Annotated in this window: 16 protein-coding genes; 6 read left to right on the top strand and 10 right to left on the bottom strand. The window is 60.2% G+C overall.

Going from position 1 to position 16,160, the window contains the following annotated elements; all coding sequences use genetic code 11:
- Positions 1-47 precede the first annotated feature (47 nt).
- A complete protein-coding gene (locus CRX69_RS04825; RefSeq protein WP_047228337.1) occupies positions 48-1,400 on the bottom strand; it encodes a GntP family permease in 1,353 nt (450 codons plus the stop codon).
- A 92-nt stretch (positions 1,401-1,492) separates the two neighbouring features.
- Positions 1,493-2,026 (bottom strand): gluconokinase, encoded by a 534-nt coding sequence (locus CRX69_RS04820; RefSeq protein ID WP_076386036.1) that lies wholly within the window; start codon positions 2,024-2,026, stop codon positions 1,493-1,495.
- Between the two features lie 215 nt (positions 2,027-2,241).
- Between CRX69_RS04820 and gntR the strand changes: the two genes are divergently transcribed.
- The 3 genes from gntR to CRX69_RS04805 all read left to right on the top strand — a co-directional run bounded on the left by gntR (position 2,242) and on the right by CRX69_RS04805 (position 4,691).
- The gene (gene gntR, locus CRX69_RS04815; RefSeq protein ID WP_047228339.1) at positions 2,242-3,273 is read left to right on the top strand and encodes an HTH-type transcriptional regulator GntR; all 1,032 of its coding nucleotides are present in this window, start codon (positions 2,242-2,244) and stop codon (positions 3,271-3,273) included.
- 159 nt (positions 3,274-3,432) lie between these two features.
- On the top strand, positions 3,433-3,987 hold the full coding sequence (locus CRX69_RS04810) for a hypothetical protein (protein WP_107321631.1): 555 nt from the start codon (positions 3,433-3,435) through the stop codon (positions 3,985-3,987).
- Positions 3,988-4,268: 281 nt separating this feature from the next.
- Positions 4,269-4,691: a GNAT family N-acetyltransferase gene (locus CRX69_RS04805; protein ID WP_107321630.1), complete on the top strand. Its 423-nt coding sequence runs from the start codon at positions 4,269-4,271 to the stop codon at positions 4,689-4,691.
- A 121-nt stretch (positions 4,692-4,812) separates the two neighbouring features.
- On the opposite strand, the gene def is transcribed toward CRX69_RS04805, so the two are convergent.
- The 3 genes from def to CRX69_RS04790 all read right to left on the bottom strand — a co-directional run bounded on the left by def (position 4,813) and on the right by CRX69_RS04790 (position 6,666).
- Complete coding sequence (gene def / locus CRX69_RS04800; protein ID WP_047228342.1) at positions 4,813-5,352, bottom strand: peptide deformylase; 540 nt, start codon at positions 5,350-5,352, stop codon at positions 4,813-4,815.
- Between the two features lie 2 nt (positions 5,353-5,354).
- The gene (locus tag CRX69_RS04795) at positions 5,355-6,299 is read right to left on the bottom strand and encodes a YihY/virulence factor BrkB family protein (RefSeq protein WP_047228343.1); all 945 of its coding nucleotides are present in this window, start codon (positions 6,297-6,299) and stop codon (positions 5,355-5,357) included.
- 175 nt (positions 6,300-6,474) lie between these two features.
- Positions 6,475-6,666, bottom strand: coding sequence for a CsbD family protein (locus CRX69_RS04790; RefSeq protein WP_047228344.1), 192 nt, complete (start codon positions 6,664-6,666; stop codon positions 6,475-6,477).
- Positions 6,667-6,861: 195 nt separating this feature from the next.
- Between CRX69_RS04790 and CRX69_RS04785 the strand changes: the two genes are divergently transcribed.
- The gene (locus tag CRX69_RS04785; protein ID WP_030139341.1) at positions 6,862-7,239 is read left to right on the top strand and encodes a hypothetical protein; all 378 of its coding nucleotides are present in this window, start codon (positions 6,862-6,864) and stop codon (positions 7,237-7,239) included.
- Between the two features lie 226 nt (positions 7,240-7,465).
- Here the strand turns inward: CRX69_RS04785 and fadD1 are convergent, their stop codons facing one another.
- A complete protein-coding gene (gene fadD1 / locus CRX69_RS04780) occupies positions 7,466-9,157 on the bottom strand; it encodes a long-chain-fatty-acid--CoA ligase FadD1 (protein ID WP_076386040.1) in 1,692 nt (563 codons plus the stop codon).
- A 368-nt stretch (positions 9,158-9,525) separates the two neighbouring features.
- Complete coding sequence (fadD2, locus tag CRX69_RS04775) at positions 9,526-11,214, bottom strand: long-chain-fatty-acid--CoA ligase FadD2 (protein ID WP_047228346.1); 1,689 nt, start codon at positions 11,212-11,214, stop codon at positions 9,526-9,528.
- 246 nt (positions 11,215-11,460) lie between these two features.
- On the opposite strand from fadD2, the gene CRX69_RS04770 reads away from it, so the two are divergent.
- Entirely contained in the window at positions 11,461-12,405 is a 945-nt protein-coding gene (locus CRX69_RS04770) for an alpha/beta hydrolase (RefSeq protein ID WP_047228347.1), read from the top strand.
- Positions 12,406-12,445: 40 nt separating this feature from the next.
- Complete coding sequence (locus CRX69_RS04765; protein ID WP_003184579.1) at positions 12,446-12,916, top strand: MaoC family dehydratase; 471 nt, start codon at positions 12,446-12,448, stop codon at positions 12,914-12,916.
- Positions 12,917-13,070: 154 nt separating this feature from the next.
- Here the strand turns inward: CRX69_RS04765 and CRX69_RS04760 are convergent, their stop codons facing one another.
- Genes CRX69_RS04760 through CRX69_RS04750 form a run of 3 tightly spaced genes read right to left on the bottom strand, consistent with a single transcriptional unit; the run spans position 13,071 to position 16,138 of the window.
- The gene (locus tag CRX69_RS04760) at positions 13,071-13,934 is read right to left on the bottom strand and encodes an efflux RND transporter periplasmic adaptor subunit (protein WP_047228348.1); all 864 of its coding nucleotides are present in this window, start codon (positions 13,932-13,934) and stop codon (positions 13,071-13,073) included.
- 10 nt (positions 13,935-13,944) lie between these two features.
- Positions 13,945-14,151, bottom strand: a complete 207-nt coding sequence (locus CRX69_RS04755; RefSeq protein WP_047228349.1) for a DUF1656 domain-containing protein — start codon at positions 14,149-14,151, stop codon at positions 13,945-13,947.
- A complete protein-coding gene (locus CRX69_RS04750; protein WP_107321629.1) occupies positions 14,138-16,138 on the bottom strand; it encodes an FUSC family protein in 2,001 nt (666 codons plus the stop codon). Before CRX69_RS04750 ends, CRX69_RS04755 begins: the two co-directional genes overlap by 14 nt.
- Between the last annotated feature and the right edge of the window lie 22 nt (positions 16,139-16,160).

Here is a 16,160-nt window from a genome sequence, read left to right as displayed (position 1 = left end):
CGCTATCGCGAGCAGGCTCGCTCCCACAATGGGTGATGCGTCGTCGCTTAGATCACCAGCGACAGCAACAGGATGAAGATCAGCGCTACCACGGACAGGATGGTTTCCATCGCGGTCCAGGTCTTGAAGGTTTCGGCCACGGTCATGTTGAAGTACTGCTTGACCAGCCAGAAGCCGGCATCGTTGACGTGAGACAGGATCAGCGAACCGGCACCGGTCGCCAGGACCAGCAGCTCACGGTTCACACCCGGAATCATCCCGACCACCGGTACCACGATCCCGGCACCCGTAATGGTTGCCACGGTCGCCGAGCCTGTGGCGATGCGAATCACCGCCGCCACCAGCCAGGCCAACAGGATCGGTGAAATCTGCGCACTCACCGCCATGTGACCGATCACATCACCCACACCGCTGGTGACCAGCATCTGCTTGAAGCCACCGCCTGCACCGATGATCAGAATGATCGCCGCAGTCGGTGCCAGACTCGCGTCCAGCCACTTGAGTATCTGGCTCGAACCGATGCCCTGCTTGTAGCCGAAGGTGTACAGCGACAGCAGTAATGCCAACAGAAGTGCAGAAATCGGATGCCCGATCAGGTCCATGAACGTGCGGAAGAAATTGCCTTCAGGCAACACCACATCGGCAAAGGTCTTGAGCAGCATCAGGAACACCGGCGAGAGCACGGTGATCAGCGTGATGTTGAAGCTCGGCAGATCGGCAGAATCGGTCTCACGTGCCAGTTGGTCCACCAGCTCCTGATTCGGATGGCCGGGGATATGCTTGGCAATGAATGTACCGAAAATCGGCCCGGCAATAATGGCCGTCGGCAGCGCCACGATCAGGCCATAGAGAATGGTTTTACCGATGTCGGCACCGAATACGCCAATCGCCAGCAGCGGGCCCGGGTGCGGTGGCACCAGGCCGTGGACCGCGGAAAGACCGGCCAGCAGCGGGATACCGATCTTGATGATCGAGACACCGGTGCGACGCGCCACGATGAACACCAGCGGGATCAGCAGCACGAAACCGATTTCGAAGAACAGCGGAATGCCCACCAGGAAGGCGGCGAACATCATGGCCCACTGCACTTTATCCTTGCCGAAGGCGCGGATCAGGGTTTGGGCGATCTGATCGGCCCCGCCCGATTCGGCCATCATTTTACCGAGCATCGTACCCAACGCCAGAATGATGCCGACAAAGCCCAGCACGCCACCGAAGCCGTCCTGGAACGCCTTGATGATGGTGCCGATCGGCATGCCCGAGGTCAGGCCCAGAAAAGCGGCCGCGATGGTCAGTGCAATGAACGGGTGGAGTTTGAACTTGGTGATAAGGACGATAAGTCCGATCACCGTAACCACTGCATCAAGCAGCAGAAACGTCTCGTGGGACATGCCGAACATGGGAGGTGTCTCCTGATTTGTTGTTGTTATTGAAGCGGTTATTTGTAAGCCGTCGGGACAGCGCTATCTTTCTGACGCAAAATTTTTGCAACTCAACTGGCCAGCTTCAAACCGTGATCCACCCACCAGACATAAGCCTGATGAGCCAGTTCATCGACGCTGTGGCTGGATGCATCCAGAGCCAGGGTCAGGGGCTCGCCAACAGGGGATTGAAGGGTGGCAAACTGGCTGTCGATCAGGGTCGACGGCATGAAATGCCCCGGACGATGGGACACGCGGTCGGCGGCCACTTCAGGGGTCAACTCAAGAAATACGAAGCCTAGGCCCGGCAAGGCACTGCGCAGACGCTCGCGATAACTGTGCTTGAGGGCCGAACAGGTCAGCACCGGACGCTCGCCCATCGCATCGACACGGCGCAACTCGTCGCACAGGCTGTCAAGCCAGCCGGCACGGTCGTCGTCGTTCAAGGGGATACCGGCGCTCATCTTCTGGATGTTGGCCGCGGGGTGGAAAGTGTCGCCTTCAATGGCGGTGGCGCCGCTCAACTGGCACAGGGCCTGGCTGACGCAAGTCTTGCCGCAACCGGCAACGCCCATGATGACCAGGGCGGTGATGGGATTATTCATGTAACACCTCAGCGCGCAGACAGCGCTACCTTTGCAAGTTGTGACACCAGAGCAAAAGCAGAAGTTGCCGACGCCTTCTTGTCATTTTTGTGGTTGCAGCATGTTCGTTCACAACGCTAACGGTCAGGGCTCAGGCAAACCCCGCTCACGCATTTGCAGCCGCGTCGAGACAGCGCTACCTTAGTGCCTTGATTTTTGTTTGGCAAGCCGCCCTGATGACCGTCACTAAAAACGATAAGAATACCCGCACCACCGGTCGCCCTACGCTCAACGAAGTCGCACGCCTGGCCGGTGTCAGTCCTATCACCGCCTCCCGTGCCCTGCGCGGCGTCAGCACCGTTGCCGAAAGCCTGGTGGAAAAAGTCCGCCAGGCCGCCCGCGACCTGAACTACGTGGTCAACCCCGCCGCCCGCGCCCTGGCTTCGGCCCAGAGCCATTCGGTGGTGGTGCTGGTGCCGTCGTTGTCCAACCTGTTGTTCATCGACACCCTGGAAGCCATTCATCGTGTGCTCAGGCCCAAGGGCTTCGAAGTGGTGATCGGCAACTATCACTATTCCCGGGACGAAGAAGAAGACCTGCTGCGTAACTACATGGCCTATCAGCCACGCGGTCTGTTGCTGACCGGCTTCGACCGTACCGAGAGCGCCCGGCGCATGATCGAGGCCAGCAACATTCCCTGCGTGTACATGATGGAACTGGACCCCGGTGCGGGCCTTAACTGCGTCGGCTTTTCGCAACTCAAGGCCGGCGAGACGGCGGCCGAGCACTTGATCTCCCGGGGTCGCAAGCGCCTGGCCTATGTCGGCGCACAACTGGACCAGCGCACGTTGCTGCGTGGCGAAGGTTTTCGCCGTGCTTTGCAGAAAGCCGGCCTGTACGACCCGGATCTGGAACTGCTGACCCCACGGCCATCCTCGGTGGGCCTGGGCGGCGAACTGTTCCTGCAGTTACTCGCCAGCCATCCGGACGTCGATGCAATCTTCTTCGGCAACGACGACCTGGCCCACGGCGCGCTGTTCGAAGCCCTGCGCTGTGGCATCAAGATTCCCGAACAGGTTGCGGTCCTGGGCTTCAACGATTTGCCCGCCTCGGCCCACATGGTGCCGCGCCTGAGCAGCATCAGCACGCCACGGGAAGCCATCGGCCAGCGCGCCGCCGAACAGATGCTCACGTTGATGGCCGGCAACCGCATCGCTCAGCCGGTGGTGGACATGGGATTTGAACTCAAGGTTCGCGAAAGTACCTGAGCCCGACGGTCATGTGCGGTCGATCCATGCCGTCCGACGGCAAGGATTGGCCGCCATGATCGCCGACAGATGCTACACAGTCCTTTGGATCCAGGGCTCGCGACGGCGGCATGGGATTTGCTCCTGCACATGGCTCAGCCATAACCGCAGGTATCCATCATGTTGGTCAGTGCACAACAGCAAGCGATGATTTTGCTGCCCAAGCGTCCGGGCGAGGATCCCACCGCAGAAGCCGCCAGCGGCCTGCAAAGCGCCGCGCTGCAGGCATTGCGCGATAACGTCCAGGCTCAGGCCAGCCAGGGCAGCACGCAGGTGCAGGCTTCGATCGCGCGACAAGCCACACAGCAGGTCAATGCCGCCACCGCCATCAGCGACAAGGTTGATGAAGCGTTTGCCAAGACCCGGGTTCAGTTGCAGACCGTTGCTTCATCAGCCTCCGATGAGGCCAAGACACAGGGCAGCTCTGCTCTGGACGCATTCAAGGACTACATGAGCAAGACGCCTGAAGAGCGTCTGCGCGACAGCATTCTTGAAGAGATGGGCATCACCCAGGAGGAGTTCGAGGCGATGCCGCCCGAGAAGCAATTGGCGGTCAGTCAGGAGATTGCCCAGCGCATGCAGGACAAGACGGCGATGGCGCAGGTCGAGAAGGACCAGGAAAGTCGCACCTCCGGCAAAGACCCGGCTACGGACATGTTCTTCGCCTCGCTTTGATAGGCTGCGGGGGTCAGCGGGCCGATGGCCGGGATGCATCCCTGGCCCGTCGCCCGCTGGCGTCGATTCAATGACCGAACAGATTCACCTTCTTGGCCTTTTTGTCGGCGCGCTTTTCATCGGCGGTCTTCGCCGGTTTTTTCTTTGCCGCTTTTTTTGAATCCATGCCTTTGGCCATGATACGTACTCCACTCATACGGGATGTGAAGTCAGGTATACACCTATCGCCGCCGACATGTTCTTTTATAATCACCCTCCCCTTCACCGCCCCTGACTTTGCCATGTCCCAGATCCACTACACGCGGCTCGATGAACCCTTGTGGCCGCTGATGAACAAGTTTTATCGCGCCCACCAATCTTCAATGAAAGCGGTGCGTGAAGCGCAGTTGTGGGTGGCGCGGCAGGATGAAATCATCGCGGCCCTGTGCTTGCGAGCGGTATCGGGTGGGCATTGGCTGACGGGGTTGTTTGTCGACCCGACGTATCGCATGCAGGGGATCGCGGCGCGCTTGATCGACGAAGCGGTGAAAGGCGTGGAAGGACCGGTCTGGTTGTTCTGCCATCCTGATTTGCGCGGCTTTTATGAGCGGCAGGGGTTCAGCTTCGACCCCGTGCTGCCTTATGCGATGGCCGAGCGCCTGAGTCGCTACGCGCGCAGCAAGCCGATGATTGCGATGGGGATGGAACCTAAAACACAATCCTGAAGCGCATCACAATCCAATGTGGGAGCGAGCCTGCTCGCGATAGCGGCGTGTCAGTCAACAGCTTCATAGCTGACTCACCGCTATCGCGAGCAGGCTCGCTCCCACAGAGGGTTTGCGTAGGCTAGTCGTCCGCCGCAGGGTCCAGGTCCGGAAACATGACCTCGGTAAAGCCGAACTTACTGAAATCGGTGATGCGCGAGGGGTACAGCCGCCCGATCAGGTGGTCGCACTCATGCTGCACTACCCGCGCATGAAAGCCCGAGGCCGTGCGCACAATGGCTTCGCCTTTGGGGTCAAAGCCTTCGTAGCGAATGTGTTGATAGCGATCGACCGCACCGCGCAGGCCCGGCACCGACAAGCAGCCCTCGAACCCCTCCTCCATCAGTGGGCCCAATGGCGTAATCAGCGGGTTGATCAGGATCGTCTGGGGCACCGCCTCGGCGTCCGGGTAACGCTCGCTGTGCTCGAAGCCAAAGATCACCAGTTGCAGGTCGACACCGATCTGCGGCGCGGCCAGGCCGACGCCGCCCACACTTTCCATGGTCTGGAACATGTCGTCGATCAACTGCCACAACTCTGGGCTGTCGAACATTTCCGGCGGCACCGGCGGGGCAATACGCAGTAGGCGTTCGTCGCCCATTTTCAGGATTTCACGAATCATGGTCAGGTTTCGTCAGTGTGGGGGTGAGGAATGGAATGGTCACGGCCCAGGCCCGACACATGCTGTTTTTCGTGCTCGCCCGGGCTCTTTTCACCACGGTCCTTGCCCTCGGCGGACATGTGCTCGATCACCGCGTTCATCTCCGCACCGAGCAACAGCACCGCCGAAGAAATGTAGAAGTACAGCAACAGCACGATGATCGCGCCGATACTGCCATACATGGCGTTGTAGTTGGCGAAGGTCTTGACGTAAAACGCAAAGCCCAGGGACGCGATGATCCACACCACCACCGCCAGCACCGACCCCGGTGTAATAAAGCGAAACTCCTGTTTGACGTCAGGCATCACGTAATAGATCAACGCCACAGCCACCATCAGCAAAAACACGATCACCGGCCAGCGCACGATGGTCCAGAGTGTGACGATGAACTCCTCCAGCCCGACCTGGGCCGCGATCCAGCCCATCACCTGCGGCCCGAGCACCATCAGCGCCGCGGCGGCCAACAACATGCCGGCGATGCCGATGGTGTAGAAAATCGACAGCGGGAAGCGCTTCCAGATCGGACGGCCCTCTACCACATCGTAGGCGGCGTTCATCGCACTCATCATCAACCGGACACCGGCCGAGGCAGTCCACAACGCAATGACGATACCCACCGACAACAACCCCCCCTTGGATTGCTGAAGCTGGTCGATCACCGGGTTGACCTGCTCCAGGGCCTGGGGTGGCAACACCAGCTCCGATTGCAGGCGCAGCCAGGAGAAGAAGTCCGGCAAATGCAGGAAACCGATCAGTGCGATCAGGAACAGAATGAAGGGGAACAGCGAAAACAGCATCTGGTAGGCCAATGCCGAGGCATAGGTCGACATCTCGTCGTCGAGAAACTCGGTCACGGTACGCATCATCACACGATGCAAGGGCAAGCCTTTCAAGGCCGGGAACATCATGTGCGTCTCCTTTCGCCGCAAAAAAGGAAGGTCGCCTGGCGACTCTCGGGGTTGCTATCCAAGACAAAAGTAACCTGTTTGGCGACTTTGGAACAATTTCCCCGGTGCAAGTTCGAGCAGACATGACAACGGCCACCCGCGGATGGCCGTTCCAATCGGTTATTCAACAGGCAGGTTATGCCTCGTCAACGCCTTTCTTGACTGCGTCCTTGGCCTTGCCCACGTTTTGCTGAACCTCACCTTTTTTCTCCTGGACCACGCCCTCAGCGCGCATGCGGTCATTGTCGGTGGCCTTGCCGACGCCTTGCTTGATGTTGCCGACGGCTTCGTTGGCAACGCCCTTCACTTTATCGCTCGTGCTACCCATGATGTCTCTCCTGTGAACAACTGTACGAAAAGTCATTACATAAGGGTTGACCGAGGCCGTTTGCGGGGAGTTTCATTTTTTCAGCAGCGCATTTCATCGTCAGATGCAGGTTGCGCTTTATGTTTGCCGATCCACCCCCGAGAATGCCCCACGTATTCAGGCTGCGACCTGAAGCTCCAATCTCGTAGGAACGTTATGAAACTCGATAAAAAGCAGGCCATCGCCCGCAGAAACCAGGAACTGGGCGGCGCCGTACTGGGCGTCAATAACTGCCACTTCAGCGAATTGAACCGCAACCGCAACATCTTCTGGTTCGATATCCCGGTGGCACGCCTGGCCATCGGTCAGTACGAATGGATCCACCTGCTGCTGCACACGCCGGCCACCGATGAGCTGCTGCACCTGAAGGTACCGACCGTGTTCCTGCGCGAAAAAATGGAAGGCCTGGAAGTACGCAACCAGGGCAAGCGCAAGGCGGCCCTGAGCCTGGAGCTGAGCGCCGACAAGGATTCGTACCTGCAGGACATGCGCCCGGGTGGCACTAACCTGGATTTTGCCCAGTTTCGGTTGTAACCAATCCGTATAAGCTGCCGGGCTTCCTGTGGCGAGGGGATTTATCCCCGCTGGGCTATGAAGCAGCCCCACGCTTTCATGAGCCACACCAATCTGTCATACAAGACGCAGGGGTTGCTGCGCAACCCAGCGGGGATAAATCCCCTCGCCACAGATTTTTGGGGCCTGCCAGGGCAATCCCAAACAAAAAGCCCCGCACTGGCGGGGCTTTTTGTTGGCAGCGGTTTTACTTCTTCAGACCCAACTTCTTCAGTTCTTCATCACGCAACTCGCGTCGCAGGATCTTGCCCACGTTGGTGGTCGGCAGCGCGTCGCGGAATTCCACCGCCTTGGGCACTTTGTAGCCCGTGACGTTGGCGCGCATGTGTTCCATCACCTGCTCTTTGGTCAGCGTGACACCCGGGCGGGGCACAATGAAAATCTTGATTGCCTCGCCGGATTTTTCGTCCGGTACACCGATGGCCGCGCACTGCAGGACGCCCGGCAGGGTCGCCAGCACGTCTTCCAGCTCGTTGGGGTATACGTTGAAACCGGAGATCAGGATCATGTCTTTCTTGCGATCGACGATGCGCATGTAGCCGTCCGGCTGGATCAGCGCGATATCGCCGGTCTTGAGCCAGCCTTCGCTGTCGAGGATCTCGTCGGTGGCGTCCTGGCGCTGCCAGTAGCCCTTCATGACCTGTGGACCTTTCACACACAGTTCACCGATTTCGCCCAATGGCAGTTCTTCGCCGGCGTCATTGATAATCTTGCACAGCGTCGACGGCACCGGAATGCCGATGGTGCCAATCTGGATTTTCTGGATCGGATTGACCGTGGCGACCGGGCTGGTTTCGGTCATGCCGTAACCTTCGCAGATCGGGCAGCCGGTAACCTCTTTCCAGCGCTCGGCCGCCGCCAGTTGCAGGGCCATGCCACCGGACAACGTCACCTTCATTGCCGAGAAATCCAGGTTGCGGAAGGCTTCGTTGTTGCACAGGGCCACGAACAACGTGTTGAGGCCGACAAAACCGCTGAACTTCCACTTCGACAGTTCCTTGACCATCGCCGGGAGGTCGCGCGGGTTGCTGATCAGGATATTGTGGTTGCCGATCAGCATCATCGCCATGCAATGGAAGGTGAAAGCGTAGATGTGATACAGCGGCAGCGGTGTGATCAGGACCTCGCAACCTTCGTTGAGGTTGGACCCCATCAGCGCCTTGCACTGCAACATGTTCGCCACCAGGTTGCGATGGGTCAGCATCGCGCCCTTGGCCACGCCAGTGGTGCCGCCGGTGTACTGCAACACGGCCACGTCGTCACTGGTGGGGTTGGCTTCGGTCACTGGCTGGCCGTGGCCCTTGCTCAGCACATCGTTGAACTTGATGGCCTTGGGCAAGTGATAAGCGGGGACCATCTTCTTGACGTACTTGATCACGCTGTTGATCAGCAGACGCTTGAGTGGCGGCAGCAAATCGGCAACTTCGGTGACGATCACATGCTTGACGCCCGTCTTGGGCACCACAGCCTCGGCCAGGTGCGCCATGTTCGCCAGGCACACCAGCGCCTTGGCGCCGGAGTCGTTGAACTGGTGTTCCATTTCCCGCGCGGTGTACAGCGGGTTGGTGTTGACCACGATCAGGCCGGCGCGAATCGCACCGAACACGGCAACCGGGTACTGGAGAACGTTGGGCAGTTGCACGGCGATTCGATCGCCAGGCTGCAAGTCGGTATGCTGTTGCAGATACGCAGCAAAGGCACCGGACAATTCATACAGTTCCCCGTAGGTAATTGTCTTGCCCAGGTTGCTGAATGCCGGCTTGTCGGCGAAGCGTTGGCAGGACTGCTTCAACACCGCCTGAATATTCGGATACTCGTCTGGATTGATGTCGGCAGCAATCCCAGCTGGGTACTTATCCTTCCAAAAGTCTTCGATCATGGAAGCCCACTCCTCAGCAACGCGAATTCTCACCGCATTTGATGCGATTATTATTGGTGTGTGTTTATTGGTGAATCTGGCCTAATTCAACGCCGAGAAGTCACAAAAGCGCGCCGAGAGTAGCAGCTTTGCCAAGGGTCGCCTAGAGCCAAAAGTGGCCCCCACAGTCATAAATATGACTCAAGAATATGCAGTGGTCATTTTTAGAGTAAAAATACTAAGCACTGGTTAATCACTGCGAATACATAAAAACCGTGGGAGCGAGCCTGCTCGCGATGGCGGCGCCTCAGTCAACATCTCTGTCACTGATACACCGCCATCGCGAGCAGGCTCGCTCCCACAGGGTTTATTCCAAAGGATGGCCGGCCTCAGGCAATATCCCGCAACTCCCGCCGCAATATCTTGCCCACTGGCGTCATCGGCAACGACTCTCGCAGCACGATGTGCTTGGGTATCTTGTAGCCGGTGAAGTTCTCCTTGCAGTAAGCCTTGAGCTCTTCAAGGCTGACGCCCGTCTCGCGTGGCACCACGAACAGTTTCACCGCCTCCCCCGAACGCTCGTCCGGCACACCGATCACTGCGCAGTTGGCAACTTTCGGATGGGCCATTACCACGTCTTCGATTTCGTTGGGGTATACGTTGAAACCCGAGACGATGATCATGTCTTTCTTGCGATCGACGATGCGCACGAAACCGTCCGGGTCGATCACCGCGATGTCACCGGATTTGAACCAGCCTTCGCTGTCCAGCACCTCGGCGGTGGCTTCGGGTTTGTTCCAGTAGCCTTTCATGATTTGCGGGCCCTTGATGCACAACTCACCGCGCTCGCCCAGTGGCTGTTCGGCGCCGTCGTCGCTGACCACTTTCATGAGCGTGCCCGGCACCGGCAGCCCCACCGTGCCCAGCCGGGACTTGGTGCCATAAGGGTTGGTGCAGGCCACCGGCGAGGTTTCGGTCAGGCCATAGCCTTCGGTGATCCGGCAGCCGGTGAGCTGTTCCCAACGCTCGGCCGTGGCCTTGACCAGCGCAGTGCCACCGGAGTTGGTGAGCTTGAGGCTGGAGAAATCCAGGGTCTTGAAATCCGGATGGTCCATCAACGCCACGAACAGCGTGTTGAGCCCCAGCAGCGCCGAAAAACGCCAGTTCTTCAGCTCCTTGATAAAGCCACCGATGTCCCGCGGGTTGGTGATCAGCACGTTGTGGTTACCGGTGACCATCATGCACATGCAATTCGCCGTGAAGGCATAGATGTGGTACAGCGGCAGCGGCGCGATCATCACCTCCTGGCCTTCGCGCAGCAACGGTTGGCCGTCGTCGCCGAACTGGCCCAGGCATGCCCGGGCCTGCTGCATGTTCGCTACCAGGTTGCCATGAGTCAGCATCGCTCCCTTGGCAAGGCCGGTGGTGCCGCCGGTGTATTGCAGCACCGCGATGTCCTCGAGGCTGACTTTCAGCGGTTTGATGCCATGGCCCCGCCCCAGGCGCAACGTGCTCTTGAAGGAAACGGCCTGGGGCAGCGAATAGTCAGGGACCATCTTCTTGACCTTGCTCACCAGCGTATTGACCAGCCAGCCCTTGGCAGTGGGCATCAGGTCGCCCATCTTCGCCTCGATGAGATACTGCAGATCGGTGTCAGGCAGCACCTCCTGGACTTTCTGTCCGAACAGGTTCATGTACACCAGTGCCCGGGCGCCGGAGTCCTTGAACTGGTGGCGCATTTCCCGCGGGGTGTACAACGGGTTGGTGTTGACCACGATCAGCCCGGCGCGCAAGGCACCGAACACGGCGATGGGGTATTGCAGGACATTGGGCATCTGCACCGCGATACGATCGCCAGGCGCCAGGTCGGTATGGGCTTGCAGGTAGCCGGCGAAGGCAGCGCTGTAGCGCTCGAGTTCGGCATAGGTCAGGGTAACCCCCATGTTGCTGAACGCCGGACGGTCGGCGAATTTCTTGCAGGAACGCTCGAACACCTCGATCACCGATTTGTAGGCCCCCACGTCAATGTCCAGGGGCACGCCGGCCGGGCGTTTGTCATTCCAGAAATCAGGCTGCATTGTTTTTATCCTCTTTACCTGAACGTGTCCGGGCCGCTTCTGTGGCTCTTGCACAGGCGGTGCTCTTGGGACACTAGCAGCTATGGCCAATCAGGCAAATATGGCAACCTGCTTCATAGATTGTGTGAATCTACCTGCCACGACGTAACGTAACGTGACTTGATCAGGCGAGACGCAACGGATGCGCTATACAATGCAGCGACGCTGTGTTTGCCCTTGTGTATGCCCGTGAGTAAAGGAATGACCATGATCCACCAAACGTTCATGCTCACCGCCACCGACCACACCCGCCTGTTCGTCAATCAGTGGCTGCCTGAAACCGCCCCTGAAGCGGTGATCATGCTGGCCCACGGCATGGCCGAACACAGCGGCCGCTACGCGCGTCTGGCCCGGGCGCTGTGCGATGCAGGCTACGGTGTCTACGCGCCGGACCTGCGCGGCCATGGCAAAACCGGCGAAGCAGCGACGCTCGGCCATTTTGCCGACGAGGATGGCTGGGCCAAGGTGGTCGGCGACCTGGCCAGCCTCAATCAACACATCGGCCAGCAGCACCCCGATGTTCCCATCGTGTTGCTGGGTCACAGCATGGGCAGCTACATCGCCCAGGGTTACCTGTTACATCACAGCGCCAGTCTGCACGGGGCGATTCTCAGCGGTTCGAATTTCCAGCCCGTGGCGCTCTATCGTGCCGCGCGCCTGATCGCCTGTTTCGAGCGCATGCGCCAGGGCCCAAAGGGCCGCAGCGCCCTGATCGAGTGGCTGTCCTTCGGCAGTTTCAATAAGAAATTCAAACCCACGCGTACCCCCTTCGACTGGCTCAGCCGCGACCCGGCCGAGGTCGACAAGTACCGCCTCGACCCGCTGTGCGGCTTTCGTTGCACCAATCAGTTGTGGGTCGACCTGCTCGGCGGGTTGCAGCAGATCAGCAAAGCGTCCAATCTCGCCCAGATCGATCCGGGCCTGCCCCTGCTGGTGATCGGCGGTGAATGTGATCCGGTGAGTGAAGGCAAACGTCTCAAGGATCTGGCCGACGCCCTGCGCGGCGCCGGCAGCCAGCACTTGCAATTGACGATTTACCCGCAAGCCCGGCACGAACTGTTCAATGAAACCAACCGCGATGAAGTGACGGCCGACGTGCTGGCCTGGATTGCCCAGGCCCTGAGTCACAAGCGACCGCCACGCAGCGAATAGGTTTGCAGCGTTTTCCTTTACTCGTCACAGGATTTGATAGATGACCCAGGTTACCAACATCCCCTACGAAGCCCTCGAAGTCGGCCAGACCGCCAGCTACAGCAAGACCGTCGAAGAGCGCGACATCCAGCTGTTCGCCGCCATGTCGGGCGATCACAACCCGGTGCACCTGGATGCCGAATTCGCTGCGGCGAGCATGTTCAAGGAGCGCATCGCCCATGGCATGTTCAGCGGTGCGCTGATCAGCGCGGCGGTGGCCTGCGAGCTGCCTGGGCCGGGCACCATCTATATCGGCCAGCAGATGAGCTTCCAGAAGCCGGTGAAGATTGGCGACACCCTGACCGTGCGCTTGGAGATCCTTGAGAAACTGCCGAAATTTCGCGTACGCATTGCCACTCGCGTGTTCAATCAGCGCGACGAGCTGGTGGTGGACGGCGAAGCGGAAATCCTCGCGCCACGCAAGCAGCAGACCGTGACCTTGCCGACGCTGCCGGCGATTACTGTCGGTTGATTACCACTATCTAAAGTGAATGACCTGTGGCGAGGGGATTTATCCCCGCTGGGCTGCGAAGCAGCCCCCTGCACTCGGGCAGACACACCTCAGAGGTCTTGAGATATTGGGGCCGCTTCGCGCCCCAGCGGGGATAAATCCCCTCGCCACAAAGTTATTGCAAGTCTTCACGCACCTGCACGCTCGCCGTCATCCCCGCGCTCAGGTTTACCCCTTCAGGCACCTTGTCCAGCTTGATCCGCACCGGAATCCGCTGGGCCAGGCGCACCCAATTGAAGGTCGGCTCGACCTCCGCCAGCAACTGCGCATCGGGATTGGTATTGCGGTCGGTAATGCCGCGGCTGATGCTTTCGACGTGGCCTTGCAGGGCATGACCGGCGCTCATCAACCAGACCTTGACCGGATCGCCCACGCGGATCCTGGGCAGTTTGGTTTCTTCGAAATAGGCCTGCACATAAAACGTTGAATCGTCGATCAGCGCCATGACCGGTTGTCCGGCATTCACGTAGTTGCCCTCGGCCAGGCGCAGGTTGGTGATATGGCCGCCCCGTGGGGCCAGGACCTGGCTGCGGGCCAGGTTGAGTTCGGCGACCTTGGCCTCGGCCTGGGCCTCGCGCAGTTCGCCCCGGGCGATGCCGGCGTTGATCTGGGCGTTTTCCCGCAACTCGGCGCTGATAGCCTGGGGCCCCAGAGCGGCGCGTCGACTGGCTTCGTGTTCACGCAAACTCAGTTGCTGCTGCCGGGTCTGGACCACCGCCCGAGCTTTCTCCAGCGCGGCCTCGAAACGTTCGCGGTCGATGCTCAGCAATACATCGCCGGCCTTGACCTGCTGGTTATCCACCGCCTTGAGCTCGCGCACCCAACCTGACACGTCGGGGGCGATCACCACCACGTCGGCGCGAATCCGCGCATCCCGGGTCCAGGGCGTGAGCATGTAGTACTGCCACAGATGAAACCCGGCGAAGATCGCCACGGCCACCACGCTCAGCGTGACGGCAACACGTACGGAAGTACGCATGTTCAACTCCTTATAGCGGTCCGAGGACCACGGTAATAACAGTCAGGACACAGACATACAGGGCGCAGTCGAACAAGGCTTCATGCCAGATCCAGCGCCCGGCCGGCACGAGGCTGAGCAACAGGCGAAGCCCACCGGTCACCAGCAAGGCCAGCACCACATAAATCAAGAACGGGCTGAGCAATACCCCGCCTATCGACCACTCACGCAAGCCCATGGCTCTGCTCCCGTTGTTCAGGTTCGTGCTGACGGCACCAGGCGCGCCAGCTGTTCTGCAATTGCACCACCGCACCCTGGGCCAGTTTCAGCGCATCGCCGGGCGGTTGCATCGACAACACCTTCAGGAACTCGTCGCTCGCCGGGCCGAGTGCTTCGGCCTGATCAACTGCCGGACCGCGCTCAAGCACCTGCTCCAGCGCATCGAAGTAACGGCGCTGGGCCCGGTTGTCGGGCATTTGGGCGACGGCCAGACTCAAACGCAGGTGCAGCAACTCGTCACCCATGTCCAGGCCAAGCAATCCGTCATCCCAACGGCTACGCGCCGGCACCGGCAGTTCGGGATAATGCCGCGCCAGTTGCAACAGCCGATCAGCCATGCGTCCGCCGAACCAGCTCTCGGCGCCCCGCAGGCTACGGCGCGTCAACCGCACCAGATCATCCAGCGTGGCGGCCAGCAGGCGCCGGCTATGCCAGGCCGGATCGCGCAGAATCAGCAGGTTGAATGCCAACACCGCCGCACCCACGCCGATCATCATCGCTTGAGCATTGTTGAAGAACGCCGCCACGTCATATTTCATGGCATTGAGCGGCGATATCAGCACCACGAAATGCAGACAGAACGAGGTGGCCGTGGCGAAAATCTGCGGCTTGGCCATACCCAGCGCTCCCAGGAACAGCGGCACGCCCATGGCCATGCACAACATCGCAAAGCTGCTCCACTGCGGCAGCAAAATCTCACCGATGACAAACGCCGTCGGCACCGCCAATAGAATTCCCCGAAGAAAACTCATGCCGATCTGCGCGCCGTTTTCGCGACTGGCGAACAGACTGCACACCACGCAGGTGAGCACCAGCGCGCCTGAGGCGGCGGGCCAGGCAGTCGCCAGCCAGAAACAGGCGACCGCCAGAAACGCCAGGGCGCTACGCGCACCAAAGACCATGGCCAGGGGCAGGTCACGATGGGGCGCCAGGGTGCGAGGCGGATCCACCGCCTCCCTGCCCTCTTGCACCGCCTTCAAGGCTGCGCAGGCAGCCAGGGCGGTATCGAGCAACAAGGCGAAGCGGGCCAGGCAATAACTTTGCGCCGGGCTGATCAGTGGATCGTGGGATGCATCCAGCACCCGTGGTCGCAAGGCTTGCAGGGTCGCGCTGTCGGCGTCGAGGGCTTGTTGCACCTCGCTCATCCACGGCTTGAGGGCCTCGGTTTCCTCAGGATCGAGTTGTTTCCATTGCCGCCGAACCGAGCGGGAGATGCGCAGCAGCATCAACAGTTTCTGGCTCAGAGCGCTGATGGCCCGAGCCCGTTGCCGACCCAGGCTGCCTTCGAACCAGGCGTGTTCACGCTGGGCGTCCACGGCGACGATCTTGCCGAGGATTTCCAACAGTCCTTTACGGGCCTGGGCGTCGCCCGTCAGGGTGGCACGGGCCGCCTGCATGCCGCTCTGCCAGGCGACACGGGCCTGATCGGCCAATTGCCGCTCGACCCGCAACGGCCAGAGCAACGCGCTGGCCGCCGTGGCGCAGACAATGCCCAGACTGATCTCCGTACAGCGCGCCACGGCCTGATCGAACACCCCCAGCGGATGGGAAATGGCCGGCAAGGCAATGATTGCCACTGTGTAACCGGCCAGCACGAACGAATAGGACCAGGCGCTGCGCAGCAGTGTGGAGCAAGCCGTGCACAAGCCCAGCCACACGGCCAGCGCCAGTAGGAACAACCACGGTGCCTGAGCAAACAGCCCCATGAACACCACCGACATGACGGTGCCCACCAGCGTGCCGACCAATCGCGCCAAACCTTTCTGCACCACCATCCCGGACAGCGGTTGCGCCACGATGATCGCGGTCATCAACGCCCATGAAGGCTGCTCCAGGCCCCAGCGCAAGGCCAGCCAAAGCGCCAAGCCACCACCAAGCACGGTCTTGACGGCGAATTGCACAGCGAGGCGGTCGGGAGCGAACAGGGCCTGGAAAGTAATGGGCACGCGAAAAACTCTTATGGGGACG

It is taken from the genome of Pseudomonas rhizophila, from assembly GCF_003033885.1.
Taxonomy (GTDB): domain Bacteria; phylum Pseudomonadota; class Gammaproteobacteria; order Pseudomonadales; family Pseudomonadaceae; genus Aquipseudomonas; species Aquipseudomonas rhizophila.
Note: the sequence above shows the minus strand (reverse complement) of the source record. Positions and strands in the feature narration are given on the sequence as shown.

What these genes read in the sequence shown, in the direction of transcription:
- CRX69_RS04760 (WP_047228348.1), bottom strand. Translation starts at nt 13,934, where the DNA reads ATGCGTACTTCCGTACGTGTTGCCGTCACGCTGAGCGTGGTGGCCGTG.
- def (WP_047228342.1), bottom strand. Translation starts at nt 5,352, where the DNA reads ATGATTCGTGAAATCCTGAAAATGGGCGACGAACGCCTACTGCGTATT.
- gntR (WP_047228339.1), top strand. Translation starts at nt 2,242, where the DNA reads ATGACCGTCACTAAAAACGATAAGAATACCCGCACCACCGGTCGCCCT.
- CRX69_RS04790 (WP_047228344.1), bottom strand. Translation starts at nt 6,666, where the DNA reads ATGGGTAGCACGAGCGATAAAGTGAAGGGCGTTGCCAACGAAGCCGTC.
- CRX69_RS04805 (WP_107321630.1), top strand. Translation starts at nt 4,269, where the DNA reads ATGTCCCAGATCCACTACACGCGGCTCGATGAACCCTTGTGGCCGCTG.
- fadD1 (WP_076386040.1), bottom strand. Translation starts at nt 9,157, where the DNA reads ATGATCGAAGACTTTTGGAAGGATAAGTACCCAGCTGGGATTGCTGCC.
- CRX69_RS04795 (WP_047228343.1), bottom strand. Translation starts at nt 6,299, where the DNA reads ATGATGTTCCCGGCCTTGAAAGGCTTGCCCTTGCATCGTGTGATGATG.
- CRX69_RS04785 (WP_030139341.1), top strand. Translation starts at nt 6,862, where the DNA reads ATGAAACTCGATAAAAAGCAGGCCATCGCCCGCAGAAACCAGGAACTG.
- CRX69_RS04810 (WP_107321631.1), top strand. Translation starts at nt 3,433, where the DNA reads ATGTTGGTCAGTGCACAACAGCAAGCGATGATTTTGCTGCCCAAGCGT.
- CRX69_RS04765 (WP_003184579.1), top strand. Translation starts at nt 12,446, where the DNA reads ATGACCCAGGTTACCAACATCCCCTACGAAGCCCTCGAAGTCGGCCAG.
- fadD2 (WP_047228346.1), bottom strand. Translation starts at nt 11,214, where the DNA reads ATGCAGCCTGATTTCTGGAATGACAAACGCCCGGCCGGCGTGCCCCTG.
- CRX69_RS04770 (WP_047228347.1), top strand. Translation starts at nt 11,461, where the DNA reads ATGATCCACCAAACGTTCATGCTCACCGCCACCGACCACACCCGCCTG.
- CRX69_RS04825 (WP_047228337.1), bottom strand. Translation starts at nt 1,400, where the DNA reads ATGTTCGGCATGTCCCACGAGACGTTTCTGCTGCTTGATGCAGTGGTT.
- CRX69_RS04755 (WP_047228349.1), bottom strand. Translation starts at nt 14,151, where the DNA reads ATGGGCTTGCGTGAGTGGTCGATAGGCGGGGTATTGCTCAGCCCGTTC.
- CRX69_RS04820 (WP_076386036.1), bottom strand. Translation starts at nt 2,026, where the DNA reads ATGAATAATCCCATCACCGCCCTGGTCATCATGGGCGTTGCCGGTTGC.